Source organism: Pantoea sp. RIT-PI-b, assembly GCF_001187905.1.
GTDB lineage: Bacteria > Pseudomonadota > Gammaproteobacteria > Enterobacterales > Enterobacteriaceae > Pantoea > Pantoea nemavictus.
Genome location: NZ_LGIS01000014.1, coordinates 455,039 through 481,035, shown reverse-complemented (window position 1 = coordinate 481,035; position 25,997 = coordinate 455,039). Strand labels below are relative to the sequence as shown.

Here is a 25,997-nt window from a genome sequence, read left to right as displayed (position 1 = left end):
TTTATTAACACCCTTTTATCACTGTCGAGGTGTCCCATTTTTACCCGAGTCGCTAATTTTTGCCGGAGAGTCCTCAAGCGTGATGAGGAGGCGCCTGAAGAGGTGGAAGCTGAGAAGAGTCTGATGACCGTCATTCCACGCGAAAGCCACAACATCTCACGCAAAGATATCAGCGAAAACGCCCTTAAAGTGCTCTATCGCCTGAACAAAGCCGGATACGAAGCTTACCTGGTTGGCGGCGGCGTGCGTGATTTGCTGCTCGGCAGCAAGCCAAAAGACTTTGATATCACCACCAACGCCACGCCTGAGCAGATGCGCAAGCTGTTCCGCAACTGCCGCCTGGTGGGTCGTCGTTTCCGTCTGGCACATGTGATGTTCGGTCCGGAAGTGATCGAAGTTGCTACCTTCCGCGGTCATCATCAGGAAGAGAGCGAAGAAGATCGCAATAGCTCGCAGCGCGGCCAGAACGGCATGCTGCTGCGCGACAACATCTTCGGCAGCATTGAAGATGATGCCCAGCGCCGCGATCTGACCATCAACAGCCTCTATTACAGCGTGGCCGATTTCACCGTCCGCGATTACGTTGGCGGCCTGCACGATCTGCAGGAAGGCATCATTCGCCTGATTGGCGATCCGGAAACCCGCTATCGCGAAGATCCGGTGCGCATGCTGCGTGTGGTACGTTTTGCCGCCAAGCTGCAGATGCGTATTGCTGCAGAAACCGCCGAGCCGATCCCGCGCCTGGCGACGCTGCTGAATGACATTCCTCCGGCGCGTATGTTTGAAGAGTCACTCAAGCTGCTGCAGGCCGGTTACGGCTACCGCACCTATCAGATGATGCGTGAATATCAGCTGTTCCAGCCGCTGTTTCCGACGCTGACGCGGGGTTTCACCGCCGAAAGCGACAGCCTGATGGAGCGCATGCTGGCGCAGGTGCTGAAAAATACTGATACGCGTATTCAAAATGATATGCGCGTTAACCCGGCCTTCCTGTTTGCCGCTATGTTCTGGTATCCGCAGCTGGAATCCGCCGAGCGTATTGCGCAGGAAAGCGGCCTGACCTATTACGATGCCTTTGCCCTGTCGATGAACGAAATTCTGGATGAAGCCTGCCGCGCGCTAGCGATTCCGAAACGTATCACCACTTTGATTCGCGATATCTGGCAGCTGCAGTTGCGCATGTCGCGTCGTCACGGCAAACGTGCGTGGAAGCTGATGGAGCATCCTAAGTTCCGCGCCGCTTACGACCTGATGGCGCTGCGCGCCGATGTGGAAAACAATCCTGAGCTGCAAAAGCTGACGCATTGGTGGGGCGAGTTCCAGGCGGCCGCGCCGGTCCAGCAGAAAACCATGATGACCACGCTGGGCGACGATCCGGCACCGCGCCGTAAACCGCGCCGTCCACGCCGCCGTCCAACCGGGCCACGTCGCGATACCAATAGCGCGCAATGACCCGCGTTTACCTCGCTTTAGGCAGTAATCTGGCCGATCCGCTGCATCAGGTTGATGCAGCGCTGGCCGCACTGGATGCCCTTCCGCACACCTCGCGCCTCAAAACCTCTTCGTTATATCGCACGCCGCCGTACGGCCCACCGGATCAGCCCGATTACCTTAATGCGGTGGTGGAACTGGAAACCGCGCTGGCTGCCGAAGCGCTGCTCGATCACACGCAACGTATCGAGCTGGATCACGGTCGCGTGCGTAAAGCTGAACGTTGGGGACCGCGTACGCTGGATCTCGACATCATGCTGTTTGGCAACGCTACGATTAACACCCCGCGTCTCACCGTGCCGCATTACGACATGCACAATCGCGCTTTTATGCTGGTGCCGTTGCTAGAGATTGCGCCGCAGCTGGCGCTGCCAAACGGGCAAGCATTGGCTGAGATTCTTGCCAGGCTGGATCGCAGCGCTATCCGTTTGTGGTCTGAGTAACCCGTAGTACACTGCGCGCATCAGAAAACTCTGGAGTGTGCGATGAAACCGACAACTATCTCCCATCTACGCCAACTCAAAACCAGCGGCCGCAAATTTGCCACGCTGACGGCATACGATTTTAGTTTTGCCCGTCTCTTTGCCAATGAAGGCATTCAGGTGATGCTGATTGGTGATTCGCTCGGCATGACCGTGCAAGGCCATGAATCGACGTTACCGGTTACCGTCGCGGATATCGCTTATCATACCGCCGCCGTGCGCCGTGGCGCGCCGCAGGCGCTGTTAATGGCTGACCTGCCATTTATGAGTTATGCCACGCCGGAACACACCTTCACTAATGCCGCGCAGCTGATGCGCGCCGGTGCCAACATGGTGAAGCTGGAGGGCGGCGAATGGCTGGCTGAAACCGTGCGCATGCTGACCGAGCGCGCCGTACCGGTGTGCGGCCATCTGGGACTGACACCGCAATCGGTTAATGTTTTCGGCGGCTATAAAGTACAGGGCCGCGATGAAGCCGCCGCCGAACGTCTGCTGGCTGATGCACTAGCGCTGGAAGCCGCGGGCATGCAGCTGCTGGTGCTGGAGTGCGTCCCGGTGGCATTGGCCGAGCGCGTCACCAAAGCGCTGTCGGTGCCGGTGATTGGTATCGGCGCTGGCAACGTCACCGACGGTCAGATTCTGGTGATGCATGACGCCTTTGGCATTACCGGCGGCCACATTCCCAAATTTGCCAAAAATTTCCTCGCCGAAACTGGCGACATTCGTGCGGCAATTCGCCAATATATCGCCGACGTTGAAGCGGGCATCTATCCAGCCGCTGAACACAGTTTCCAGTAAATCAGGAGATTTGCAGTGCTGATCATCGAAACACTGCCGATGCTGCGTCGTGAAATTCGTCGCTGGCGTCAGGCAGGCAAACGTATCGCGCTCGTCCCGACCATGGGCAACCTGCATGACGGTCATCTGACGTTGGTCGATGAAGCGCGTGAACGGGCCGATATTGTGGTGGTATCCATTTTCGTTAACCCGATGCAGTTTGAGCGTCCCGACGACCTGGCGCGCTATCCACGCACGCTGCAGGACGATTGCGAGAAGCTCAATCGTCACAGCGTCGATGTGGTATTTGCGCCGGCGCCAGCGGAGGTTTACCCGCAAGGTCTCGATAGCCAGACGTTTGTCGAAGTACCGGGACTCTCATCGCTGCTGGAAGGCGCCAGCCGTCCGGGCCATTTCCGCGGCGTCTCCACTGTCGTTAGCAAATTGTTCAATCTGGTGCAGCCCGACATCGCCTGCTTCGGCGAGAAAGATTTTCAACAGCTGGCGATTATCCGCAAGATGGTGGCGGATATGGGCTTTGATATTGAGATCGTGGGTGTGCCAACGGTGCGCGCCAAAGATGGTCTGGCGCTGAGTTCGCGCAACGGTTATCTCACCGCCGACGAACGTAAAATCGCCGCCGGTCTCAGTAAGGTGATGAACAGCATGGCCGAGCGTCTGAGTAATGGCGAGCGCCATGTCGAAGAGATTATCGAGCAAGCGGAAGCGTCGCTGCGCGATCAGGGTTTCCGTCCGGATGGATTAGCCATCTGCGATGCCGCAACCCTGCAAGCGCTAACTGTCGATAGCCAACGCGCGGTGATTTTAATGGCCGCCTGGCTGGGCAATGCGCGGCTGATCGATAATCAGCAAGTGGATCTGACGGAGTAATTTTCCGTCGTTTATTAGCAGCATAATAAGGTTATCCCGCTATGATTCGTACCGTACTTCAGGGCAAACTGCATCGCGTTAAAGTCACCCAGGCAGATTTGCATTACGAAGGTTCCTGCGCCATTGACCAGGATTTCCTCGATGCGTCCGGCATTCTGCAGTATGAAGCCATCGACATCTATAACGTCACCAACGGCCAGCGTTTTTCAACCTATGCGATTGCCGCTGAACGTGGCTCGAAGATCATTTCGGTCAACGGCGCCGCCGCGCGCTGTGCCTGTGCTGGCGATATCATGATCATCTGCTCTTACGTGCAGGTGGAAGATGAAGTCGCGCGCAGCTGGCAGCCGAAAGTCGCCTATTTTGAAGGCGACAATGAAATGAAGCGCCTCGCTAAGGCCCTTCCAGTTCAGGTAGCCTGATACAGCAAGGGCGCGGTTTTTACACCGCGCCCTTGTTATTCGTAGGGTCGCCATTTCAGGCGACCGCGACCGTCATTAGGTACGTAATCCCCTGCCACGCTGAATCAGCGTATACACCAGCACGTAAAACACCACGATAAAGGCAATCAGCACCGATAGCGTAAACACCAGCGGCACATCGTTGATGCCGAGGAAACCGTAACGGAAGCCGCTGATCATATACACCACCGGATTGAGCTTCGACACCGCTTGCCAGAACGGCGGCAGCAACGTCAACGAGTAGAACACGCCGCCAAGATAGGTTAACGGCGTCAGCACGAAGGTCGGAATCAGGCTGATATCGTCAAAGGTGCGCGCGAAGACCGCATTCAGCAGGCCCGCCAGCGAGAACAAGATCGCTGTCAGTAGCAGCGTCAGCGCCACCATCGACCATGAATGCACGTGGAACGGCACGAAGAACAGTGAAATCGCGGTAACCAAAATCCCCACGCACACGCCACGCGCCACGCCACCGCCGACATAACCGGCGATGATGATGTGCGTTGGCACCGGCGCCACCAGCAGCTCTTCAATATTGCGCTGGAACTTGGCGCTGAAGAACGATGACGCCACGTTGGCGTAAGCGTTAGTGATCACCGCCATCATGATCAGGCCCGGCACGATAAACTGCATGTAGCTGAAACCGTGCATATCGCCGATGCGCGAACCAATCAGATTGCCGAAGATGATGAAATAGAGCGTCATGGTGATTACCGGCGGCACCAGCGTCTGAATCCAGATGCGGGCGAAGCGGTTAATCTCTTTGCTCCAGATACTCTTGAGCGCCACCCAATACAAGTGCGTCATGCTTTCACTCCTGTTTTTCCCTGTGTCAGGCTGACGAACAGCTCCTCAAGGCGGTTAGCTTTATTGCGCATACTCAGTACCTGCACGCCCTGCGCGCTCAGTTGACTGAACACGCTGTTCAGTCCTTGCTCGCGCATCACTTCCACTTCCAGCGTGGAGGTATCCACCAGTCGATACTGGAAGCCCTCCAGCTGCGGCAGCGGACTGCGCGGAGCGAGATCCAGAATGAAGGTTTCGGATTGCAGCTTGGAGAGCAGCCCTTTCATCGAGGTGTTTTCCACCAGCTCGCCGCTCTGAATGATGCCAATATTGCGGCACAGCATCTCCGCCTCTTCCAGATAGTGCGTGGTGAGGATGATGGTGGTGCCTTTGATATTCAGCTCTTTCAGGAAACTCCACATCGAACGGCGCAGTTCGATATCCACGCCCGCGGTGGGTTCATCGAGGATGAGCAGCTTCGGCTCATGCATCAAGGCACGCGCAATCATCAGGCGGCGCTTCATCCCGCCCGAAAGCATACGCGCACGTTCGTTGCGCTTGCCCCACAGATCAAGCTGGTTAAGGTATTTTTCTGCACGCTTGTTGGCTTCGGCACGTTCCACGCCGTAGTAACCCGCCTGATTCACCACAATCTGCATCACGGTTTCAAACGGGTTGAAGTTGAACTCCTGCGGCACCAGCCCGAGCTGACGCTTGGCGTTGACCACATCTTTTTGCAGGTCATAACCAAACACGCGCACGCTGCCACCAGATTTATTCACCAGCGAGCTGATAATACCGATGGTGGTGGATTTTCCGGCGCCGTTAGGCCCGAGCAAGGCGTAAAAATCCCCCGCTTCCACGTTGAGATCGAGTCCTTTCAGCGCCTGTACGCCGCCGGGATAGGTTTTGGTCAGCCCGGAAATTTCCAGTGCATATGTCATTGTGAATCCATACCTTATTGTTGTGACATCACAGCCACGTGTAATGATAGTGCGCGCGAACGAAGAGGCATGCGCTGTCGCGATAATAAAGATTGAGAAATCAAAGGAGTTTAGCAGAGAGTCAAGCCAGCCCATAAGCGGTTGGCTCACGGGCTGCGCAGTTTATCGCAGGCTGGGGAGATTAGCCTTGGACGATTGTGCGGTTATTCACCGGTCGGGATAACTTTGCCGATATACGGCAAATGGCGATAACGCTGCGCGTAGTCGATGCCAAAGCCCACCACAAACTCGTCTGGGATGGTGAAGCCAACGTATTCCACGGTGACATCCACTTCACGGCGCTCTGGCTTATCCAGCAAGGTACAAATTGCCAGCGATTTCGGCTCGCGCAGGCGCAGAATTTCGCGCACTTTGCTCAGGGTGTTGCCGGAATCGATGATGTCTTCGACGATCAGCACATCCTTGCCGCGAATATCTTCGTCGAGATCTTTGAGGATTTTTACGTCGCGCGTGCTCGACATGCCGCTGCCGTAGCTGGAGGCGGTCATAAAGTCGACTTCATGCGGCACGTCGATGGTGCGGCACAGATCGGCCATAAACATAAAGGAGCCGCGCAGCAAACCTACTAACACCATTTCGCTGCCGCTGTCGCGGTAGTGCTCGCTAATCTGCTTGCCCAGTTCGGCAATCCGGGTTGCGATCTCTTGCTCGGAGATCATCACGTCGACGGTATGTTTCATTGCATGCGTCCAATTACGGTTTTTGGAAAGCCACGAAGTCTATCATAGTCGAGCTGGCGTCTAACGCCGCGCACAGAACGCAAACGATTCCGTGGCGAAATTTATCACGCTGGCGTTAACTGTATGGACGAGTCCGCCCCTTCACCGCTTGGTTCTGGAGTTCCTATGACCGCTTCATCCAGTAAAAAAACACAGATTGGTACGCGCGATTTGCACCCGGAAACGCAGATGCTGAATTACGGCTACGATCCGCAGCTGTCGGAAGGCGCGGTGAAACCGCCGGTGTTTCTCACCTCGACTTTTGTCTTTAACAGCGCCGAAGAGGGACAGGACTTTTTTGATTTCGTCGCCGGGCGCAAGCAGCCGCCAGAAGGCAAAAGTGGCGGATTGGTCTATTCGCGCTTTAACCATCCCAACAGCGAAATCGTTGAAGATCGGCTGGCGGTCTACGAAGGTGCGGAAAGTGCAGCGCTGTTCTCCTCCGGGATGTCAGCGATTGCCACCACGCTGTTGACGTTTGCCCGCCCTGGCGAGGTGATTCTGCACTCCCAGCCGCTGTACGGCGGCACCGAAACGCTGCTGAGCAAAACGCTACACGATCTGGAAATTAAAGCGGTGGGTTTCAGCGATGGCACCGACGAAGATAAGGTACATGAAGCGGCCAAGCTCGCATGGCAGCGCGGACGCGTGGCGCTGATTTTGATTGAGACGCCAGCCAATCCCACCAACAGTTTGGTCGACATACAGTTAATGCAGCAGGTTGCCGATGTGATTGCGCAGCAGCAAGGTTCACGGCCGATTCTCGCCTGCGACAACACCCTGCTCGGCCCGGTGTTTCAGCATCCGTTACAGCACGGCGCAGATTTGTCGCTCTATTCGCTGACTAAATATGTGGGTGGCCATTCGGATTTGATTGCCGGCGCGGTGCTCGGCAGTAAAGCGCTGGTGAGCAAGGTGCGTTCGCTGCGTAGCGCCATCGGCACCCAGCTTGATCCGCACTCCAGCTGGATGATCGGCCGCTCGCTGGAGACGCTGTCGTTGCGTATGGAGAAGGCGGCCAGCAATGCGGATAAAGTGGCGGCGTTTTTGCGCGATCATCCACAGGTAGAAAAGTTGCATTGGCTGCCGTATCTCGATGCAGAGAGCCCAGCCGGGAAAACGTATCAGCGCCAGTGCAGCGGCGCCGGCTCGACCTTCTCATTTGATATTCGTGGCGGACAAGCGGCGGCGTTCCGCTTCCTTAATACGCTGGCACTGTTCAAGCTGGCGGTGAGCCTGGGCGGCACCGAATCGCTCGCCAGCCATCCTGCCAGCACCACCCATTCGGGCGTGCCGCAGGAGGTGCGGCAACGCATTGGCATCAGCGATGCCACCGTGCGCCTGTCAATTGGTATCGAGCATCCCGACGACCTGATTGAAGATATGCGTCTGGCACTTGAAGCTGCGGTTAACTGACGCTAAAGCCCAGCATCATGCCAGTATCTTCATGCTCGAGCAGATGGCAATGCGCCATATAGGCATTCTCAGCGTTGGCGACATAGTTGAAGCGCACCAGCACTTCGCTGCGCCAGCCGTTTACGCTGACAATGTCTTTCCAGCCGGCACGATGCGCTTCCGGCGGCTTGCCGTTTTCTGACAGGATGCGGAATTGTGTGCCGTGAATGTGGAACGGATGCAGCATCGCATCGCCTTCGCCGGAGATGGTCCACTTCTCCAGTTTACCCAATTCCACATTGAACATCGGCTTGGTCATATTGAAGGCCTGGCCGTTGATCTTGTTGCCGTTGTGGAAATCATACGCCGCAGCTTTACCGTGGCTGCCGTGATCCATCGCCATGTCACCATGATCCATCGGCTGCGCGCTGTTACTCATCGCCATGTTGCCATGATCCATTTTCACACCGCCCATGGCTTTATCACCGTAGCGATCCATCAGCGCCTGCATGCCTTGCTGATCAAGCTGCGGATCCATCATCAGCTGTAGCCAGCGGCTTTGCAGGCCATCCGTTGCAGGAACCGGTGGCAGATCCACCAGTTTGTCCGGCAGCGTACCGCTGGCCATCACGCGTAGCGGCATGATCTGCACCAGCGGCAAAGGTTGATCGAACGGGGCAAGCGTCATGCCCATTTGCGTTACCGGCAGCGTCACCATGTCGAAGGTTTTGCCATCCGACGTATCCACCATCACCTCAAAACGCTCGCCCGGTAACAGCGGCAGGCTCGTCACTTTCACCGGTTCGGCCAGTAAACCGCCGTCGCTGGCGATCACATACAGCGGACGCCGATCGCTTGTCGCGATATGCAGCGAGCGCGCGTTACAGCCGTTGAGCAAACGCAGGCGCAGCCAGCCGCGCGGTACGGCATGCTGCGGATATGGCACGCCGTTGGTCAGCATCAGATCGCCAAACCAGCCCACCGCGGCGCGCATGATATCGAGTTGATAATCGATTTGCGTCCCCGCTTTATTCAGCTGTTTATCCTGGAAAATCAGCGGCACGTCATCTTCGCCCCACTGCATCGGCAGGCGCAATTTGCCGGACGCTTCATCTTCCAGCAGCACCAATCCCGCCAGACCTTGCGCCACCTGATAGCCGGTTTTGCCGTGTTGATGCGGATGGAACCAGCAGGTGGCGGCCGGTTGATCCGGGGTAAAACTCACCTGACGCGTGGCACCTGGCGCAATGATCCCTTGCGGACCGCCATCAACATCGCCAGGAATTTCCAGGCCATGCCAGTGCAACGTAGTGGCTTCAGGCAGTTGGTTATGAATATTTACCGTGACGTTTTTTTCGCGCTGCAATCTGAGTGCTGGCCCTAACAATCCGCCGTTGTAGCCCCAGGTGGGCACCGCTTTACCGTTCCATTGGCTGCTGCCGGTCATGGCGGTCAGCGTGTATTGCCCGCGTGCGTCAGGTTCCAAAATGGAAGGGATCGGCAATAACGGTCGCGTGGCGGCCATTAGTGAGCGGCTCCATAGCGGCAGCGCACCGGCGGCGCTGAGAGCGGCAGTCAACTTTAGAAAATGACGACGTTGCATATTCTTATCCTTGTCGTGAATAAGGGCACAGCGTAAACCTTTACCCTGCGGGAGGGTCAAGTGCTGAAACAGAATGCACTGAGAAAAAGCGCGTGAATGGCCCGAAAGGGCAAATTTAGCGGAATAGCGACAATAACTGTGCTAACGTCAATAAATTGTCCCTTGTTGAGAATCATTATGACGAAAAGCATCAAGATCCTGCTGCTGGCGGGACTCCTTGGCTTCTCCTCCACCAGTTTTGCCCTGAGTGAATCCGAAGCAGAAGATCTTGCCGACCTCACCGCGGTGTTCGTTTATCTGAAGAACGATTGTGGCTATCAGGATTTGCCGGACGCGCAGATTCGTAAAGCGCTGGTGTTTTTTGCCCAACAGAACCGTTGGGATCTGAGCAACTACAGCAACTACAACATGAAGTCGCTCGGTGAAGAGAGCTACAAGGATTTGAGCGGCATCGCCATTACCAACGACAAGAAGTGTAAGTCGTTAGCGCGCGATTCGCTGAGTTTGCTGGCTTACGTTAAGTAATCAGATTGGGTGCGGGCTGATGCCCTCACCCCGGCCCTCTCCCACGGGAGAGGGAGACGCTGCAACATGTTAGGTTAACTCCAGACCAATTCCACGCTCGCGCAGGTCGCGACATACCGCTTCATCCAGACGCGCATCCGTCACCACATCAGTCAGGCTATCAATCGGTGCTGCGCAGTACAGCGACCAGGAGCCGTATTTACTGCTGTCAGCCAGCAGCACCCGGCGGCGCGCATTGGCCAGCAAGTCCATCTTCAATCCGGCCTTATCTTCAGTTGGCGTGGTAATGCCACGTTCGATACTCCACGAGTTACAGCTGACAAAGGCGATATCCGGATTGATGCTGCGCAATAGGCGACGCCCGTGCTCACCAATGCACGACTGGCTGGAATCATCGATGCGTCCACCAATAATGGTGGTTTCGATCTGCTTAAACTCGGATAAAAACAGCGCGATATGCAGATCGGCGGTGATAACGCGCAGCTTGAGATGCGTTAGCTGGCGCGCCAGCTCCAGCATGGTGGTGCCGGCATCCAATACCACCGCATCACCCGACTGCACATAACGTGCGGCAAACTGGGCAATAGCCTGTTTTTCCGCCAGATTACGCTGCATCTTCTCCAGCGTAGTGGGCTGGTTGGGAATAAAGCGATTCAGCGTGACGCCGCCGTGGCTGCGGCTAATGACGCCCTCCTTGTCCAGCTTAATCAGATCGCGGCGGATGGTCGCTGGCGAGGCGGAAATAGCGCTCACCAGTTGTTCAACGGTGACCAGATTATGACTCTTCAGATAGTCCATAATCTGGTCGAGACGGCTTTGTCCCTTCATATTTCCCTATGCAAGCTGCATCGCGAGTTTAATGGAGATTGCCATGCTCGCAGAGTTCGCTTTACCTGTCCAGGCGATATCAAACGCGGTACCGTGGTCCGCCGATGTGCGGATAAAGGGCAAGCCCGCAGTAATATTCACGCCATCATAGAAACCCAATAACTTCAGTGGGATATGTCCTTGATCGTGGTACATCGCCACCACCATATCGTACTGCCCTTCCTGACACTGCAGGAACACGGTATCGGGCGGGCATGGGCCATGCACATCAATGCCCTGCTGTTTCATCACGTTAATCGCAGGCGCGACGATAGTGATCTCCTCATCGCCGAACAGACCGTTTTCACCGGCATGAGGATTAACCCCCGCCACCGCGATGCGCGGCTTGTCGAACCCGACGCGGCGCAGGAAGCTGTCGGCCATGCCGATCACCGTCTGAATGCGTTCACCGTTTAAGGTGTCGAGGAACTTACGCAGCGCGATATGCGTCGTGACGTGAATCACTTTCAGCTTATCGGTGTAGAGCACCATGGCGTAGTTTTTAGTATTGGTGAGCTGTGCCAGCAGTTCGGTGTGGCCAGGATACAGGTGACCTGCCGAGTGCAGCGCTTCTTTATTCAGCGGTGCGGTCGCAATGGCGTGTACTTCTCCGGCCAGTGCCAATTCGGTGGCGCGCTTAACACAGCGCCACGCCAGATCGCCCGCCTCTTTCTGCACCACGCCCGGTTTTAGCGCATCCGCATCCGCCAGCGGTTCATCAATCACATTAATAATGCCCGGCGAGAAGTGCGCATCGTTGACCTGGTCAAGCACGCGCAGCTCAGCCTGCGGCGTCACATTTAACCCCATCACCCGGCGCAGCGTGTTCGCGCAGCCGACGACGACGGCCGGCACGCCCGCTAAATCACCTTCTGCCAGCGCTTTAATGATGATCTCCGGGCCAATGCCCGCCGGATCGCCCATGGTAATCGCAATAATTTTATTCACTCAACTTCTCCTCAATAAAACGAATGGCTTCTACCAGGGTGTTTTCGTCACCAAAGCCACCTGCTTTGGTCATCACCGGCAGGTGTAATTCACTGTTAAGCAAAACCCCGTGCGGCACACAGCCCGCCACCAGGCCCTGAATCTGGAAACCGCTGGCACCTAATGCCTGCGCCACGGCAATCGCCACATCTCCGCCGGAGAGATAAAGCCCCGCAGGCTGTACCTGACGACAAACGGTGCTGGTTAACTGCGCGAGAAACTGGCAGATGCGTTCGCCTAATGCCTGCCGCGAAACCTGATGCTGCTGGCAAAGTTGCTCAATGTCGTGACGCTGATCGGCATGCTGCGTGGTGCGCAGCACGCAATGCGCGCCATCGTGCAGCGCCTGCAGCATCGCCTGTTGCCATTCGGCGGCTTGCGGCCAGGCAGGCTGGGCAAACAGCTGGCGGATATCAATGTCGATAATGCGAATGTCGCGCTGGCTGGCAAGGCGCGCAATTTGCTGCTGCGCCATTGCGCTCATCGAACCCACCACCGCCAGCACCGGACGCGGCCGACGGGCAGCCAGCAGTTCGCCCAGCGCATCGCTCAGGCCTGAGGCTCCGGCCAATAGTGGCCGCTCATCTAGCGCGGCCGCCGCCGCCATTAATAAGGCAAGGTCGGCGTCCTGCTCGATATCCACCACCAGCAACCCCTGTTTGTGCGCCAGTACCTGGGCCAGTTGTGCGCCGCGTACCGTGGCGAGGTCGAGGGTCTCGCCGGGCAAGATGCTCTGCATTTGCAGGCACGTCAGCACATGACTGCTGGTAACCGGGGTTTTGGGATCGCTGGCGAATTCGGTATCAATCAAACGCTGCTGATCGATCCAGACTTCACCGTTGCGCGTGGTACGCCCCAGTTTCGGCACCGCCGGCACTACCAATGCTAATTTTTTGCCGCTGGCCTGCAGCGCCGCGCTGATTTCCGCACCGGGATTGCCGCGCAGCGTGGAATCGATCTTCTTAAACAGCCAGCCATCGTTGGCCATCGCCTGATGCTGCTCCAGCGCAGCAAGGGTGCGACGCGCCGCTTCTTGCGCGTTTACCGCGCGGCTATCGGTGCTGATCACCAGCACATCAGCGCTGCCAGCTGGATGGGGCGTGCTGCTGTCAAACAGCACATGCACGCGCGCTCCGGCACGTGCCAGCCCGCTGCCCGCATCATTAGCACCGGTAAAATCATCGGCAATCACTAAGACGGGCGTTTTCCATGGCTGTGAAGTCATTTTCTCTCCTTTAGCGGCTGCTGCCGTGCTGCAATGATTATATTCAATCATGATTGATTATATGTGAGCAAGATCAAATTAATTGAAATCAATTTGTCCTATAAAATTAGGCACTGAAATGATGGACCTCGCGCTGTTTGAGCAAAATTAATCATTCAGCACAAAAAACGCGATAAGGGTATGTAATGAATATCAACAGCACCGTGATAAGTGGCTTTCAGGCGCTTAATGACCTCAGCTATCTACTACGAGGTAAGAAGAGAGCCCTGCTGGTGACCGATAAGAATATCGAAGGCATTCCGGCGGTTCAGAGGCTGATCGCCCAGCTGCAGCAACAATTGGCTAGCCTGAGCATCGTCAATTCGGTGCCGCCAGAGCCAAGCCAGCACGATGTGGCGGCCATTGTCGCTGCGCTACCGGCCACCGATGTCGATCTGGTGATTGGCGTCGGCGGTGGCAGCGTACTGGATGTCGCTAAGCTGCTCTCTATTCTGTGCGTCGCGGACGCGCCAACGCTGGATGCGCTGCTGGACGGTGAAAAACCGCAGACGCGCACCCCTTCGCTGCTGATTCCCACCACGGCGGGCACCGGCTCGGAAGCCACGCCGAACGCCATTCTGGCGATCCCGGAGAAAGAGACCAAAGTCGGCATAATCACGCCGGTGATGCTGCCGGATTATGTCGCGTTGATACCGGAGCTCACCACCAGCATGCCACCGCATATCGCCTCTTCTACCGGTATCGATGCGCTGTGCCATCTGATCGAATGCTTTACCGCTACCGTGGCGAATCCGGTAAGCGATAACTATGCGCTGATCGGCATGAAAAAGCTGTTTGCCAGCCTCGAAACCACTCTCGCTGAGCCGGATAACCTTGAAGCGCGCCTGAATATGCTGTGGGCATCTTATTATGGCGGTGCGTCGATTGCGCATGCCGGTACCCATCTGGTACACGCCATGTCCTATCCGTTGGGCGGGAAATATCATCTTCCGCACGGTGTGGCTAACGCTATTCTGCTCGCGCCGTGCATGCGCTTTGTGCGTCCAGCGGCGGTGAGCAAATTCGCTCAGGCTTACGATCTGCTGCCCAATGCCGATACGTCACTGGATGAAGAAGCCAAATCTCACGCGCTGGTTGAGTACTTCGCCGCGCTGGTAAAACGCCTAAAGCTGCCCGCCAGTCTTGAAGAGCTGGGTATCGGCCCGGATCACCTGCCGTATCTGGTTGAAGCCGCACTCGACGTGCAGCGTCTGATGAAGAATGTACCGATGAAAGTGGGCGCAGATGACGTACGCAACGTCTACCTGACGCTGTTTCCCGCTTTGAGCCACTAAGCATTATCGAGGACAACATGAGTAAGAAAATTCAGGGCGTGTTAACCGCCATCGTTACCACCTTCGATCGCGACGGTGCCTTTAATCCCGTCGCCCAGCGCGAGCAGGTCAAACGCCAGTTAAGTGCTGGCAACGGTATTTTCTGCGGCGGCACCAACGGTGAATTCTTCGTGCTGAACGAGCAGGAGAAGCTGGCGGTGACACAGACTTGCGTCGATGAAGTTAACGGCACCGCGCCGGTAGTGGCGCACATTGGCGAAATCTCGACGCGTGAAACCATTCGTCTCGGCAAGCAAGTGGCGAAGCTGGGCGTGGATGCGGTTTCGGTGATTACGCCCTACTTCGTGCCGCTGAAACAGGAAGAGCTGATCGCCCACTATCGCGCGGTAGCTGACGCCATCGATGTGCCGCTGTTCCTCTATAACATCCCGGCGCGCACGGGCAACACGCTGCAGCCGGAGACCGTGCGCACGCTGGCTGCGCATCCGAACATCATCGGCATCAAAGATAGCGCTGGCAGCTATGAAAGCCTGAGCGGTTTTCTGCAAGCGGCAGCAGGCATCGATAGCTTTGATGTGCTGAATGGCCCGGATTCGCTGATTCATCAGGGCTTCGTCGACGGTTGCTCGGCCTGTATTTCAGGGCTCGCCAACGTCGCCCCCAAAGAGATCAACGCCATTTGGGCACGCTTCCACGCTGGCGATATCGAAGGTTCTCGTCTGGCGCAGGAAAATGTCACCGGCTTGCGTACCGATCTGTATAGCGTCGGCTTCTCGCCGGCTGCAGTAAAAAAAGCGGTGTCGCTGCTCGGCTTTGACGTGGGCGATAGCCGCTATGCGGTGAGTTTCTCTGCCGACGAAGAGCAGAAAATTCGTCAGATCGTGAATCAATATTTGCAGTAATCACCGGGTGAGCGGCCTGCCAGGTCACCATAAATGGCGACCCTACGCGTTTTGTAGGGTGCGCATTTATGCACACCGTGTTAATCGCGGCACCGGCTCTTAGCTGTATTTTCAACATCGGGAAGATTTATGAAAGTCATCTGCACCTCACCGTCGTTTGCTAAATATGAGGCGACGCCCATTGAAACCCTGCAACAACAGGGTTTTGAGCTGATCACCCTGCCCGCCGATGCGCCGCTAAGCGCACTTGAGCCGCATCTGGCTGATACGGTCGCGCTGATCGTCGCCTTTACCGACGTCAACGAGGCGCTGCTGACGCTGGCGCCACAGCTGAAAATCGTCTGTAAGCACGGCGTGGGCGTCGACAATATCAATCTGGATGCCACGCGCGCACGCGGTATTTACGTCACTAACGTGCCGGACGCCAACAAACATGCGGTGGCCGATTTCGCCTTCGCGCTGATACTGAATTGCGCGCGCCAGGTAACTCAGGCGGCGATTGAAACGCGCGCCGGACACTGGCCGCGCATTTTTGCCACCGATGTCTACGGCAAAACGCTGGGCATTATTGGGCTGGGCAATATCGGCAAGCAGGTCGCGCTGCGCGCTAAAGGCTTCAACATGCGGGTGATTGCCTTCGATTTTTATCCAGATGAGACATTTGCTGCCGAGCACGGCATTGAATTCGTCACGCTGGATCAGCTGACGGAAACCAGCGATTTCATCACCCTGCATATGCCGCTGACCGACAAAACCCACCACCTGTTTGATGCCGCCCGGCTGAAACGCATGAAGAAGAGTGCCTTCCTGATTAATGCCTCACGCGGCGGCGTGGTGAATGAGCAGGATCTCTATCAGGCGCTGCTGGATAACGTGATTGCCGGAGCTGCGGCTGACGTGTTCGTGCAAGAACCCCTTACGGAGCATCCGCTGTTCACGCTCAGCAACTTCATTCCCACCGCGCACCTCGCCGGTTACACCGACGGTGCCATCAGCGCGATAGGCGAACGTTGCGTGACGCAAATCGTGCAGTGCATTTGCCAGGGTGAACGCCCGCTTAACGTGATGAATGGGCTGGAATAATTCGCCGCCTTTCCCTGTAACCCTTTTTCGAGTGGATAATTATTATGACTAACTCTGCACGCTCGAGTCGTATCCGTTGGTGGATCGCTGGCCTAATGTGGCTGGCCATCGCCATTAACTACATTGACCGCACCGTTCTCTCGGCTGCGGCACCGCATCTGATCAAAGAGCTCGATATCAATCCGGAAATGATGGGCTTTATCATGGCCGCATTCTTCTGGTCTTACGCGCTGCTGCAGATACCGGCGGGCTGGTTTGCCGATCGCTTCGGCCAGAAAAAAGGCCTGGGAATTGCCGTCGGCTGGTGGTCAATCGCCACCATGGCGATGGGTCTGGCGACCGGCTTTAAATCGCTGCTGGCGCTGCGTTTAGCGCTGGGCGTGGGTGAAGCGGCTGCCTATCCGAGCAACGCCGGCATCACCGCGCGCTGGTTCCCGGACCGCGAACGCGCCACGGTGTCGGGCCTGTTCGACAGCGCCTCGAAGTTTGGGGGGGCGGTGGCGATGCCGCTGATTGTGTTTATGATCGCCATGTTCGACTGGCGTCTGACCTTCCTCGCCATTGGTGCATTAGGGTTGTTCTGGGTTATCGCCTGGTACTTTATCTACGCTGAAAACCCGGAAGATCATCAGTCGATCAGCAAAGAGGAAGTGCGCTTTATCCGTGACGGCCAGGCGCAGAAGCATGGCGATAAAAGCGTGCGTCCGATGAAGTGGTACAAGCTGCTGCGCTATCGCAATATCTGGGCGATGTGCATTGGTTTCTTCACCATCAACTACACCTCCTACTTCTTTATCACCTGGCTGCCGACCTATCTGGTGAAAGATAAAGGCATGGATTTCCTCAAAATGGGGATGGTGGCTGCGCTGCCGCTGATTTGCGGCATGGTGATTGAAGTGCTGGCCGGTTGGGCATCGGATCGCATGGTGCATAATAAAGTGCTGTCGCTGACCGCCACGCGCAAACTGTTCCTCACCATTGGCCTGTTGATGGCGCTGTGCATCGGCTTTGCGCCGTTTACCGACTCAGTGTTCATGACCGTGCTGCTGCTGTGTATCGCAAAATCGGGCACCACCGTTGCGGCCTCACAGGTATGGGCGCTGCCGGGCGATGTTGCGCCGCAAAACAGCGTATCGATTGTCGCCGGGTTGCAAAACACCGTCTCCAACATGGGCGGTGCCGTTGGCCCGATTATTACCGGCGCCATCGTCGGTGCAACCGGCCACTTCACCTGGGCACTGGTGTTCTCGGCGGTGCTGGTGGTGATTGGTATCCTTAACTATCTGTTCCTGATGGGCAAAGTTGAACCTATCGTGGATGAGGAACAGGTGACGCATACCCATTCCGTCGCCAGCGGCGCGGTGCGGTAAGCTTCTGGGATGGGATCTTATGACGTAAGGTGCGCATTAATGCGCACCGGTATTACTTACCCGCAATAAACTGCCGGTATGCCGCGATCACCGCGAGAAAATCTTCCACACCACAAAACGACAGGCTCTCTTCGTCGTAATAGGTCATGCCCTCTTCCATGCCGTCATCTTCCAGCGCTAGCTGGTTGGCACGAATCATCACCTCTTCTTCGTCCAGCCACAGCGTGTATTCATGCCCCACACGCTGCCACTGATTAAGGGTACCTTTTACCTGTTGGGCGGCGGCTTCAACCTCATCCAGCAACGGCAGATTGTCTTTGACCTCTTCGTTGAACCAGTGACCCACCGCTTCGTGGTCCATCGACATACGCACTTTGACCTGCCCGGTCAAATCACGCAGAAATTCATACTCCATGGGTTTGCCTCATACTGATGACGCGCCGTGCGGCACTGTCTTAGTGCATTTTGTGCGCAGCACGCTGAATAAAGTGGGATCGCGCTCGCATTATGCCTGGAGATGTCAGCGGAAAAAAGCGCATAAAAAAAGGGACGATTTTCATCGTCCCCTTGTTCATCCGGAAAACCGATTAAACGGCAGTCTGGAAGATCACGCTATCTGCTTTGTCAGTGTATTGTCCCAGCTGATCAAAGTTGAGGTAACGGTAAGTGTCTGCCGCGGTCTTATCCACCTGCAGCATGAACTGCTGGTACTCGTCCGGCGTTGGCAGTTTACCGAGCAGTGAAGCTACCGCTGCCAGTTCAGCCGATGCGAGGAACACGTTAGCACCGGTACCGAGACGGTTCGGGAAGTTACGGGTTGAGGTGGAAACCACCGTCGCGCCGTCCGCCACACGCGCCTGGTTACCCATGCACAGTGAACAGCCCGGAATCTCAATACGCGCACCGCTCTTACCGAACACGCTGTAGTAGCCCTCTTCGGTCAGCTGTGCGGCGTCCATTTTCGTTGGCGGCGCAACCCACAGACGGGTTGGCAACTGACCTTTATGGGCATCCAGCAGTTTACCGGCCGCGCGGAAGTGACCAATGTTGGTCATGCACGAACCGATGAACACTTCGTCGATCTTCTCGCCCTGCACGTCAGACAACCAGCGCGCGTCGTCTGGATCGTTCGGTGCACACAGAATTGGCTCTTTGATCTCGGCCAGATCGATGTCGATCACCGCAGCGTATTCGGCATCTGCATCGCCTTCCAGCAGTTGCGGATCGGTCAGCCATTTTTCCATGCCTTCAACGCGGCGTTCCAGCGTACGACGATCGCCGTAGCCTTCAGAGATCATCCACTTCAGCAGCACAATGTTCGAGTTGAGATACTCGATGATTGGCGCTTTATCCAGCTTGATGGTACAGCCGGCAGCAGAACGTTCAGCGGAAGCATCAGAAAGTTCGAAAGCTTGCTCAACTTTCAGATCAGGCAGGCCTTCAATTTCCAGAATGCGGCCAGAGAAGATGTTCTTCTTCCCTTTCTTCTCCACGGTCAGCAGACCCGCTTTGATGGCGTACAGCGGAATCGCATGCACCAGATCGCGCAGGGTGATGCCCGGCTGCATTTTACCTTTAAAGCGCACCAGCACCGATTCCGGCATGTCCAACGGCATTACGCCGGTCGCAGCAGCAAACGCTACCAGACCCGAACCAGCCGGGAAGGATATACCAATTGGGAAACGGGTATGCGAGTCACCGCCGGTACCCACGGTATCTGGCAGCAGCATACGGTTCAGCCAGCTGTGAATGATACCATCGCCCGGACGCAGCGAGACGCCACCACGGTTCATGATGAAGTCAGGCAGCGTATGGTGCGTGGTGACGTCGACCGGCTTCGGATAGGCCGCGGTGTGGCAGAATGACTGCATCACCAGGTCAGCAGAGAAGCCGAGGCACGCCAGATCCTTCAGTTCGTCACGCGTCATTGGACCGGTGGTGTCCTGAGAACCCACTGACGTCATTTTCGGTTCGCAGTAAGCGCCAGGACGGACGCCGTCTACGCCGCACGCACGACCAACCATTTTCTGCGCCAGTGAGTAACCACGGGTGCTGGCGGCAACATCTTTGGCTTGCACGAACACTTCGCTGTGCGGCAGACCCAGTGATTCACGCGCTTTGGTGGTCAAGCCACGGCCGATGATCAGCGGAATACGACCGCCAGCACGGACTTCGTCCAGCAGCACGTCGGTCTTCAGTTCGAAGGTCGCCAGCACTTCATCGGTTTCATGATTGCGCACTTCGCCTTTGTACGGGTAAACGTCAATGACATCGCCCATGTTCAGACGATCAACGTCGAGTTCGATCGGCAGTGCGCCAGCATCTTCCATGGTGTTGAAGAAGATCGGGGCGATTTTACCGCCGAGGCACAGACCGCCGCCCTTTTTGTTCGGCACGTACGGGATATCGTCGCCCATAAACCACAGCACCGAGTTGGTGGCGGATTTACGTGAAGAACCGGTACCGACCACGTCGCCGACATAGGTCAGCGGGAAGCCTTTGGTCTGCAGCGCTTCGATCTGTTTGATCGGGCCAACGTTACCCGCATCGTCGGGTTCGATGCCTTCACGGGCGTTTTTTAACATCGCCAGCGCGTGCAGTGGAATATCCGGACGTGACCATGCATCCGGCGCCGGAGAGAGGTCGTCGGTGTTGGTTTCGCCGGTCACTTTGAACACGGTGGTGGTGATTTTTTCAGCCAGTTTTGGACGCTTCAGGAACCATTCGGCATCGGCCCATGACTGGATAATTTTTTTCGCGTGTGGGTTACCCGCTTTGGCTTTCTCTTCGACATCGTAGAAATTATCGAACATCAGCAGCGTGTGAGACAGGGCTTCAGCGGCAATCGGCGCGAGCGCTTCATCTTCTAACGCTTCAATCAGCGCATGGATGTTATAACCGCCCTGCATGGTGCCCAGTAGCTCAACGGCTTTTTCGCGAGTAACCAGAGGAGAGTGGGCTTCGCCCTTAGTGACAGCTGCCAGGAAACCGGCTTTAACATACGCCGCTTCATCAACACCTGGTGGAACACGATTGACCAAAAGGTCGATAAGGAATTCTTCTTCACCCGCTGGCGGGTTTTTCAGCAGTTCAACCAGCGCGGCCATTTGGGAAGCATCTAACGGCTTAGGTACGATTCCCTGGGCAGCACGCTCGGCAACGTGCTTACGGTATTCTTCTAGCACGACGTTCTCCTCGCTCTCATTGTATAGCTTTCCGGCGCACCCCTTGATGCTGTCAAACAGTAGGGTGAGGTGCCCGGTTCCGCGTGGGGCAGCATAGCAGCATTTCGGCTGATTGTTAATCTGTTTACAAAAAAGCAACATCCGCGCGTTATTTAGCAGGTTCGTCTGCGGATTGCGCGCGATCACATAAAAAAAGCAGGCGTTGAAAGCCTGCTTGCTGCATAAACGAGGAGAAACCGATTATCGATCGACCAATATAAACTCGCTGTCGTTATAACGTGCGCCCTGAATATTGTGCACGCTGAACAGCTCATCCAGCGTGGCGACATCAACCCCGCGTAATGTTAAATCGGCGGCGACGCAGTTCTGTTCCAGATGGGCGATTTTACTGGCTCCGGGAATCGGCACGATAAAATCACCCTTCGCCAGCACCCACGCCAATGCCAGCTGGGCGGCTGTGGCGTCATAACCTGCAGCCATCGCGGAAAGTTGATTCACTAACTTCTGGTTATGTGCCTGCGCATCCTAATGGAAACGCGGTAAAGAACGACGAAAATCATCTTCGGCTACCCGCCGACAGGAAGTGGCGGTAAAAGGTTCGCTGGTGCTGGATAACAACGAACGGATTTTACAGGCGGCGCGTGCGGGCGTGGGCATTGCTTTTCTGCATGAAGGCACGGTGCGGGAAGATGTAGAATGCGGCGATTTAATTGAAATACTCACGGAGTTTACTGCGATTGAAGAAGGATTCTGGCTCTACTATCCAAGCCGTAAATATCTTTCAGCGCCGCTGCGGCATTTTATTGATTGGCTTAAAGAAATGAATAACCAATTAAAGCCATCCATTACGCGATCTATTTAAATAGTTAAATAAAAACAAAATGATTAATTATAAATAATTTTTAAAATTAAGGTGAAATAAAATAGGTTTGGCGTAGACTGCCTGCGGGCGCTTGAGGCAACTTGCTTCAAGCTGAAAAGATTGAGGTAGGTTGTGGAGCGTAAAACCGTGCAGTTAACTTTCATTAACCGCACGGGCAAGCGACATACCCTACCACCTGAGAAATGTTAGGGTAGTCGCTTGCTCGTGCTAAATCAAGAGGAACACGACTATGAAGTCAATATTCAGCAAGCTGATTATCAGCGGGCTCATTCTATTAGGATTGTGTCTGGTTAATCGCAGTTCACTTTGTGAATTACGTTTACGGATATTCACTGCTGAATTATCGGCTGTTATGGCTTACGAAGCACGACAGTAAAACTTCTTTAGCGGGAGTTCGCTCCCGCTATTCCAACATGACTCATGCAGTAGCTCACGCGCCTTTTTTTTATTTCTTTATTTAACCAGAACGACTAATAAAAAACGGCTCCTTAAAGGAGCCGTTTTTATTAAAAGCGAAAAGTTATTTCTTTTTCGCTTTCGGGTTCGGCAGGTCAGTGATGCTGCCTTCGAATATTTCCGCTGCCAGGCCAACAGACTCATGCAGCGTTGGGTGCGCGTGAATGGTCAGCGCGATATCTTCGGCATCACAGCCCATTTCAATCGCCAGACCAATCTCACCCAACAGCTCGCCGCCGTTGGTACCGACAATCGCACCACCGATGACACGGTGCGTTTCTTTGTCGAAGATCAGCTTGGTCATACCGTCTGCACAATCAGAAGCGATCGCACGGCCTGAAGCTGCCCACGGGAAGGTAGACACTTCGTAGCTGATGCCTTTCTCTTTGGCTTCTTTCTCGGTCAGACCAACCCAGGCAACTTCTGGCTCGGTATAGGCAATGGATGGGATTACTTTCGGGTCGAAGTAGTGCTTCAGACCGGAGATCACTTCCGCCGCGACGTGGCCTTCGTGCACACCTTTGTGCGCCAGCATTGGCTGACCCACGATGTCACCGATGGCATAGATGTGCGGTACGTTGGTGCGCATCTGCTTGTCGACGCGGATGAAGCCGCGATCGTCCACTTCCACGCCTGCTTTACCAGCATCCAGACCTTTACCATTCGGTACACGGCCAATCGCCACCAGCACCGCGTCGTAACGCTGTGCGTCAGCTGGCGCTTTTTTGCCTTCCATCGATACGTAAATACCGTCGTCTTTCGCTTCAACCGCGGTGACTTTGGTTTCCAGCATCAGGTTGAATTTCTTGCTGATACGCTTGGTGAAGACTTTCACCACGTCTTTATCGGCAGCCGGGATCACCTGGTCGAACATCTCAACCACGTCGATCTCTGAACCCAGCGCTTTGTAAACGGTGGCCATTTCCAGACCGATGATGCCGCCGCCCATAACCAGCAGACGCTTCGGCACTTCTTTCAGTTCCAGCGCATCGGTAGAGTCCCACACGCGCGGATCGTTGTGCGGAATAAATGGCAGTTCGATTGGACGAGAACCGGCCGCGATGATCGCGTTGTCGAAGTTAATGGTGGTTGCGCCACCTTCACCCTCTACCACCAGCGTGTTAGCACCGGTGAATTTGCCGAGGCCAGTAACCACCTTCACTTTACGACCTTTCGCCATACCCGCGAGGCCGCCAGTGAGTTGGTTAATCACCTTCTCTTTCCAGCTACGAATTTTGTCGATGTCAGTTTGCGGCTGGCCAAACACGATACCGTGCTCTTCCAGGGCTTTTGCTTCGTCGATCACTTTGGCGACGTGCAGCAGCGCTTTTGACGGGATACAGCCTACGTTCAGACAAACACCTCCGAGGGTGCTGTAACGCTCAACGATTACGGTTTCCAGACCTAAATCAGCGCAACGGAAGGCTGCAGAGTAACCTGCAGGACCTGCCCCAAGTACCACGACTTGAGTTTTAATCTCTGTACTCATCATGACCTCTTGTTTGATTACCGGCAGTCAGGAGAAAGCTTTTCCCAAGCTCTAATGCCCTATATCCGCCGGGACATTTCACCGCGAGAGTTTACAGAATTGTTAACAAACTGCCAACCGCGGCAACATTGAATGCTTACAACAAGGCCGGCTTACGCCGGCCTTGATTAACTTCACATCACCAGACGGCGAATGTCGGACAGTGTGTTGTTGATGATGGTGATAAAGCGCGCACCATCAGCACCGTCGATCACGCGGTGGTCGAAGGAGAGTGAGATAGGCATCATCAGACGCGGTTCAAACTCTTTACCGTTCCACACCGGCTCCATCGCTGACTTGGAAACACCGAGGATAGCCACTTCCGGCGCGTTGACGATCGGCGCGAAGTGCGTAGTGCCCAGGCCGCCAAGGCTGGAGATGGTGAAGCAACCGCCCTGCATGTCGCCCGCGGTCAGCTTGCCATCACGTGCTTTCTTAGAAATCGCCATCAGCTCGCGCGACAGTTCAGTGATGCCTTTTTTGTTCACATCTTTGAACACCGGAACCACCAGACCGTTTGGCGTATCTACCGCCACACCGATGTTGATGTATTTCTTCAGCGTCAGTTTTTGTGCATCTTCAGACAGTGAACTGTTGAAGCGTGGCATCTGCTCAAGAGCAGCGGCAACGGCTTTCATGATGAACACCACGGGTGTGAATTTCACATCCAGTTTACGTTTCTCCGCTTCAGCATTCTGCTGTTTGCGGAAGGCTTCCAGATCGGTGATGTCGGTTTTGTCGAAGTGCGTAACGTGCGGGATAACCACCCAGTTACGGCTCAGGTTGGCACCCGAGATTTTCTGGATACGACCCAGTTCCACTTCTTCGATTTCGCCAAACTTGCTGAAGTCCACTTTCGGCCAAGGCAGCAGACCAGGCAGGCTTCCGCCGCTGGCTGCAGCAGCCGGAGCCGCTTCAGCGCGTTTCACCGCGTCTTTAACGTAAGTCTGCACGTCTTCTTTCAGGATGCGACCTTTGCGGCCGGTGCCTTTGACTTTCGCCAGGTTGACACCGAACTCGCGCGCCAGGCGACGAATCACCGGCGTAGCGTGCACGTAAGCATCGTTCTCAGCGAACTCGCCTTTAGCATCCGCTTTCGCAGGCGCAGGCGCGGCGGCAGGTTTAGCGGCTTCGGCTGCCGGAGCGGCTTCCTGCTTAGCTGCTGGAGCCGCAGCCGGTGCCGCGCCTTCCACTTCGAACACCATGATGAGTTTACCGGTGCTGACTTTATCGCCAGTCGACACTTTCAACTCTTTCACGGTACCGGCGAACGGTGCAGGCACTTCCATTGAGGCTTTGTCGCCTTCAACCACGATCAATGATTGTTCAGCAGTAACTTTGTCGCCGACTTTCACCAGAATCTCGGTGACTTCAACTTCATCGCCACCAATGTCCGGCACGTTGACGTCTTTCGCGCCAGAGGCCGCAGGGGCTGCTGCTGGAGCCGCTTCCTGTTTGGCTGCTGGAGCCGCAGCAGGCGCTGCGCCTTCTGCTTCGAATACCATGATCAGTGAGCCGGTATTCACTTTATCGCCGGTGGCGATTTTGATCTCTTTCACCACACCCGCGAACGGTGCAGGGACTTCCATTGAGGCTTTGTCGCCTTCAACGGTGATCAGTGACTGCTCAGCGGCAACGGTGTCGCCCACTTTGACCAGAATCTCGGTAACTTCAACTTCGTCGCCGCCGATGTCCGGTACGTTGACCTCTTTGCTAACCGCAGCAGCGGCAGCAGCTGGAGCAGGAGCGGCTTCCGCTTTCTTCTCTTCTGCTGGCGCTGGCGCCGCTTCTGCGGCACCTTCTGCGTCAAAAATCATGATGAGTTTGCCGGTTTCCACTTTGTCACCGGTTGAGATTTTGATCTCTTTCACCACGCCGGCCTGCGGCGAAGGCACTTCCATTGAGGCTTTATCGCCTTCTACGGTGATCAGCGACTGTTCAGCTTCAACCTTGTCGCCCACCTTCACCAGAATTTCGGTGACTTCAACTTCGTCTGCCCCGATGTCCGGCACGTTAATTTCAATAGCCATTACTCTCTTACCT

At 55.7% G+C, this 25,997-nt stretch carries 24 protein-coding genes and 1 pseudogene; 13 read left to right on the top strand and 12 right to left on the bottom strand.

Going from position 1 to position 25,997, the window contains the following annotated elements; genetic code table 11:
• Positions 1 to 36: 36 nt before the first annotated feature.
• From pcnB to panD, 5 genes are read left to right on the top strand one after another with little or no spacing between them, the layout of a single operon-like run.
• Positions 37 to 1,452, top strand: a complete 1,416-nt coding sequence (gene pcnB, locus AC790_RS08570; RefSeq protein ID WP_235440736.1) for a polynucleotide adenylyltransferase PcnB — start codon at positions 37 to 39, stop codon at positions 1,450 to 1,452.
• Positions 1,449 to 1,934: a 2-amino-4-hydroxy-6-hydroxymethyldihydropteridine diphosphokinase gene (gene folK, locus AC790_RS08565; protein WP_049851475.1), complete on the top strand. Its 486-nt coding sequence runs from the start codon at positions 1,449 to 1,451 to the stop codon at positions 1,932 to 1,934. The genes pcnB and folK overlap by 4 nt, the downstream gene beginning before the upstream one ends.
• A gap of 42 nt (positions 1,935 to 1,976) precedes the next feature.
• Entirely contained in the window at positions 1,977 to 2,771 is a 795-nt protein-coding gene (gene panB, locus AC790_RS08560) for a 3-methyl-2-oxobutanoate hydroxymethyltransferase (protein WP_007888764.1), read from the top strand.
• 15 nt (positions 2,772 to 2,786) lie between these two features.
• The gene (gene panC, locus AC790_RS08555) at positions 2,787 to 3,641 is read left to right on the top strand and encodes a pantoate--beta-alanine ligase (protein WP_049851474.1); all 855 of its coding nucleotides are present in this window, start codon (positions 2,787 to 2,789) and stop codon (positions 3,639 to 3,641) included.
• A gap of 41 nt (positions 3,642 to 3,682) precedes the next feature.
• Positions 3,683 to 4,063, top strand: coding sequence for an aspartate 1-decarboxylase (panD, locus tag AC790_RS08550; RefSeq protein ID WP_007888760.1), 381 nt, complete (start codon positions 3,683 to 3,685; stop codon positions 4,061 to 4,063).
• A gap of 75 nt (positions 4,064 to 4,138) precedes the next feature.
• Here panD and AC790_RS08545 read toward each other — a convergent pair whose 3' ends face one another.
• From AC790_RS08545 to hpt, 3 genes are all read right to left on the bottom strand, one after another.
• The gene (locus AC790_RS08545) at positions 4,139 to 4,909 is read right to left on the bottom strand and encodes an ABC transporter permease (protein ID WP_007888752.1); all 771 of its coding nucleotides are present in this window, start codon (positions 4,907 to 4,909) and stop codon (positions 4,139 to 4,141) included.
• Positions 4,906 to 5,832, bottom strand: coding sequence for an ABC transporter ATP-binding protein (locus tag AC790_RS08540; RefSeq protein WP_049851473.1), 927 nt, complete (start codon positions 5,830 to 5,832; stop codon positions 4,906 to 4,908). Before AC790_RS08540 ends, AC790_RS08545 begins: the two co-directional genes overlap by 4 nt.
• Before the next feature lie 203 nt (positions 5,833 to 6,035).
• Complete coding sequence (hpt, locus tag AC790_RS08535) at positions 6,036 to 6,572, bottom strand: hypoxanthine phosphoribosyltransferase (RefSeq protein WP_007888744.1); 537 nt, start codon at positions 6,570 to 6,572, stop codon at positions 6,036 to 6,038.
• A gap of 165 nt (positions 6,573 to 6,737) precedes the next feature.
• On the opposite strand from hpt, the gene AC790_RS08530 reads away from it, so the two are divergent.
• Positions 6,738 to 8,027, top strand: coding sequence for a cystathionine gamma-synthase family protein (locus AC790_RS08530; protein WP_049851472.1), 1,290 nt, complete (start codon positions 6,738 to 6,740; stop codon positions 8,025 to 8,027).
• Here the strand turns inward: AC790_RS08530 and cueO are convergent.
• Positions 8,020 to 9,609 (bottom strand): multicopper oxidase CueO, encoded by a 1,590-nt coding sequence (gene cueO, locus AC790_RS08525; protein WP_049851471.1) that lies wholly within the window; start codon positions 9,607 to 9,609, stop codon positions 8,020 to 8,022. The genes AC790_RS08530 and cueO overlap by 8 nt on opposite strands.
• 177 nt (positions 9,610 to 9,786) lie before the next feature.
• On the opposite strand from cueO, the gene AC790_RS08520 reads away from it, so the two are divergent.
• Positions 9,787 to 10,134 (top strand): YacC family pilotin-like protein, encoded by a 348-nt coding sequence (locus AC790_RS08520; protein ID WP_007888732.1) that lies wholly within the window; start codon positions 9,787 to 9,789, stop codon positions 10,132 to 10,134.
• A 69-nt stretch (positions 10,135 to 10,203) separates the two neighbouring features.
• Here the strand turns inward: AC790_RS08520 and AC790_RS08515 are convergent, their stop codons facing one another.
• The 3 genes from AC790_RS08515 to AC790_RS08505 are packed head-to-tail and all read right to left on the bottom strand — an operon-like array spanning position 10,204 to position 13,213.
• Entirely contained in the window at positions 10,204 to 10,962 is a 759-nt protein-coding gene (locus AC790_RS08515) for a DeoR/GlpR family DNA-binding transcription regulator (RefSeq protein WP_049851470.1), read from the bottom strand.
• A gap of 6 nt (positions 10,963 to 10,968) precedes the next feature.
• On the bottom strand, positions 10,969 to 11,949 hold the full coding sequence (locus AC790_RS08510; protein ID WP_049851469.1) for a D-threonate 4-phosphate dehydrogenase: 981 nt from the start codon (positions 11,947 to 11,949) through the stop codon (positions 10,969 to 10,971).
• A complete protein-coding gene (locus AC790_RS08505) occupies positions 11,942 to 13,213 on the bottom strand; it encodes a four-carbon acid sugar kinase family protein (RefSeq protein ID WP_049851468.1) in 1,272 nt (423 codons plus the stop codon). The genes AC790_RS08510 and AC790_RS08505 overlap by 8 nt, the downstream gene beginning before the upstream one ends.
• A 185-nt stretch (positions 13,214 to 13,398) precedes the next feature.
• On the opposite strand from AC790_RS08505, the gene AC790_RS08500 reads away from it, so the two are divergent.
• The 4 genes from AC790_RS08500 to AC790_RS08485 all read left to right on the top strand — a co-directional run bounded on the left by AC790_RS08500 (position 13,399) and on the right by AC790_RS08485 (position 17,902).
• Positions 13,399 to 14,547, top strand: coding sequence for an iron-containing alcohol dehydrogenase (locus AC790_RS08500; RefSeq protein WP_049851467.1), 1,149 nt, complete (start codon positions 13,399 to 13,401; stop codon positions 14,545 to 14,547).
• Between the two features lie 17 nt (positions 14,548 to 14,564).
• Positions 14,565 to 15,449 (top strand): dihydrodipicolinate synthase family protein, encoded by an 885-nt coding sequence (locus AC790_RS08495; RefSeq protein ID WP_007888717.1) that lies wholly within the window; start codon positions 14,565 to 14,567, stop codon positions 15,447 to 15,449.
• A gap of 129 nt (positions 15,450 to 15,578) precedes the next feature.
• Positions 15,579 to 16,532: a phosphoglycerate dehydrogenase gene (locus AC790_RS08490; RefSeq protein WP_049851466.1), complete on the top strand. Its 954-nt coding sequence runs from the start codon at positions 15,579 to 15,581 to the stop codon at positions 16,530 to 16,532.
• Between the two features lie 44 nt (positions 16,533 to 16,576).
• On the top strand, positions 16,577 to 17,902 hold the full coding sequence (locus AC790_RS08485) for an MFS transporter (protein ID WP_049851465.1): 1,326 nt from the start codon (positions 16,577 to 16,579) through the stop codon (positions 17,900 to 17,902).
• Between the two features lie 52 nt (positions 17,903 to 17,954).
• On the opposite strand, the gene yacL is transcribed toward AC790_RS08485, so the two are convergent.
• The 3 genes and pseudogenes from yacL to AC790_RS08470 all read right to left on the bottom strand — a co-directional run.
• The gene (gene yacL / locus AC790_RS08480; RefSeq protein ID WP_007888696.1) at positions 17,955 to 18,317 is read right to left on the bottom strand and encodes a protein YacL; all 363 of its coding nucleotides are present in this window, start codon (positions 18,315 to 18,317) and stop codon (positions 17,955 to 17,957) included.
• 172 nt (positions 18,318 to 18,489) lie between these two features.
• The gene (gene acnB, locus AC790_RS08475) at positions 18,490 to 21,087 is read right to left on the bottom strand and encodes a bifunctional aconitate hydratase 2/2-methylisocitrate dehydratase (RefSeq protein WP_152929119.1); all 2,598 of its coding nucleotides are present in this window, start codon (positions 21,085 to 21,087) and stop codon (positions 18,490 to 18,492) included.
• A gap of 240 nt (positions 21,088 to 21,327) precedes the next feature.
• Positions 21,328 to 21,588 (bottom strand): annotated as a pseudogene (locus AC790_RS08470) (aldo/keto reductase); the annotation flags it as partial.
• Between the two features lie 82 nt (positions 21,589 to 21,670).
• Between AC790_RS08470 and AC790_RS08465 the strand changes: the two are divergent.
• Together AC790_RS08465 and AC790_RS25310 are read left to right on the top strand one after the other, a co-directional pair.
• Positions 21,671 to 21,949 (top strand): LysR substrate-binding domain-containing protein, encoded by a 279-nt coding sequence (locus AC790_RS08465; RefSeq protein WP_049851463.1) that lies wholly within the window; start codon positions 21,671 to 21,673, stop codon positions 21,947 to 21,949.
• A gap of 250 nt (positions 21,950 to 22,199) precedes the next feature.
• Positions 22,200 to 22,346, top strand: a complete 147-nt coding sequence (locus AC790_RS25310) for a Hok/Gef family protein (protein ID WP_007888693.1) — start codon at positions 22,200 to 22,202, stop codon at positions 22,344 to 22,346.
• A 144-nt stretch (positions 22,347 to 22,490) separates the two neighbouring features.
• Here AC790_RS25310 and lpdA read toward each other — a convergent pair whose 3' ends face one another.
• Together lpdA and aceF are read right to left on the bottom strand one after the other, a co-directional pair.
• Complete coding sequence (gene lpdA, locus AC790_RS08460; protein WP_007888688.1) at positions 22,491 to 23,915, bottom strand: dihydrolipoyl dehydrogenase; 1,425 nt, start codon at positions 23,913 to 23,915, stop codon at positions 22,491 to 22,493.
• Positions 23,916 to 24,088: 173 nt separating this feature from the next.
• Positions 24,089 to 25,984 (bottom strand): pyruvate dehydrogenase complex dihydrolipoyllysine-residue acetyltransferase, encoded by a 1,896-nt coding sequence (aceF, locus tag AC790_RS08455; protein ID WP_049851462.1) that lies wholly within the window; start codon positions 25,982 to 25,984, stop codon positions 24,089 to 24,091.
• Positions 25,985 to 25,997: the final 13 nt, after the last annotated feature.

Excerpts from the sequence above, each read along its gene's own strand:
- panB (WP_007888764.1), top strand. The coding sequence starts at position 1,977 with ATGAAACCGACAACTATCTCCCATCTACGCCAACTCAAAACCAGCGGC.
- AC790_RS08520 (WP_007888732.1), top strand. The coding sequence starts at position 9,787 with ATGACGAAAAGCATCAAGATCCTGCTGCTGGCGGGACTCCTTGGCTTC.
- AC790_RS08500 (WP_049851467.1), top strand. The coding sequence starts at position 13,399 with ATGAATATCAACAGCACCGTGATAAGTGGCTTTCAGGCGCTTAATGAC.
- AC790_RS08495 (WP_007888717.1), top strand. The coding sequence starts at position 14,565 with ATGAGTAAGAAAATTCAGGGCGTGTTAACCGCCATCGTTACCACCTTC.
- aceF (WP_049851462.1), bottom strand. The coding sequence starts at position 25,984 with ATGGCTATTGAAATTAACGTGCCGGACATCGGGGCAGACGAAGTTGAA.
- AC790_RS08540 (WP_049851473.1), bottom strand. The coding sequence starts at position 5,832 with ATGACATATGCACTGGAAATTTCCGGGCTGACCAAAACCTATCCCGGC.
- AC790_RS08485 (WP_049851465.1), top strand. The coding sequence starts at position 16,577 with ATGACTAACTCTGCACGCTCGAGTCGTATCCGTTGGTGGATCGCTGGC.
- panD (WP_007888760.1), top strand. The coding sequence starts at position 3,683 with ATGATTCGTACCGTACTTCAGGGCAAACTGCATCGCGTTAAAGTCACC.
- AC790_RS08505 (WP_049851468.1), bottom strand. The coding sequence starts at position 13,213 with ATGACTTCACAGCCATGGAAAACGCCCGTCTTAGTGATTGCCGATGAT.
- AC790_RS08490 (WP_049851466.1), top strand. The coding sequence starts at position 15,579 with ATGAAAGTCATCTGCACCTCACCGTCGTTTGCTAAATATGAGGCGACG.
- AC790_RS08515 (WP_049851470.1), bottom strand. The coding sequence starts at position 10,962 with ATGAAGGGACAAAGCCGTCTCGACCAGATTATGGACTATCTGAAGAGT.
- hpt (WP_007888744.1), bottom strand. The coding sequence starts at position 6,572 with ATGAAACATACCGTCGACGTGATGATCTCCGAGCAAGAGATCGCAACC.
- cueO (WP_049851471.1), bottom strand. The coding sequence starts at position 9,609 with ATGCAACGTCGTCATTTTCTAAAGTTGACTGCCGCTCTCAGCGCCGCC.
- AC790_RS08530 (WP_049851472.1), top strand. The coding sequence starts at position 6,738 with ATGACCGCTTCATCCAGTAAAAAAACACAGATTGGTACGCGCGATTTG.
- folK (WP_049851475.1), top strand. The coding sequence starts at position 1,449 with ATGACCCGCGTTTACCTCGCTTTAGGCAGTAATCTGGCCGATCCGCTG.
- AC790_RS25310 (WP_007888693.1), top strand. The coding sequence starts at position 22,200 with ATGAAGTCAATATTCAGCAAGCTGATTATCAGCGGGCTCATTCTATTA.
- AC790_RS08545 (WP_007888752.1), bottom strand. The coding sequence starts at position 4,909 with ATGACGCACTTGTATTGGGTGGCGCTCAAGAGTATCTGGAGCAAAGAG.
- yacL (WP_007888696.1), bottom strand. The coding sequence starts at position 18,317 with ATGGAGTATGAATTTCTGCGTGATTTGACCGGGCAGGTCAAAGTGCGT.
- lpdA (WP_007888688.1), bottom strand. The coding sequence starts at position 23,915 with ATGAGTACAGAGATTAAAACTCAAGTCGTGGTACTTGGGGCAGGTCCT.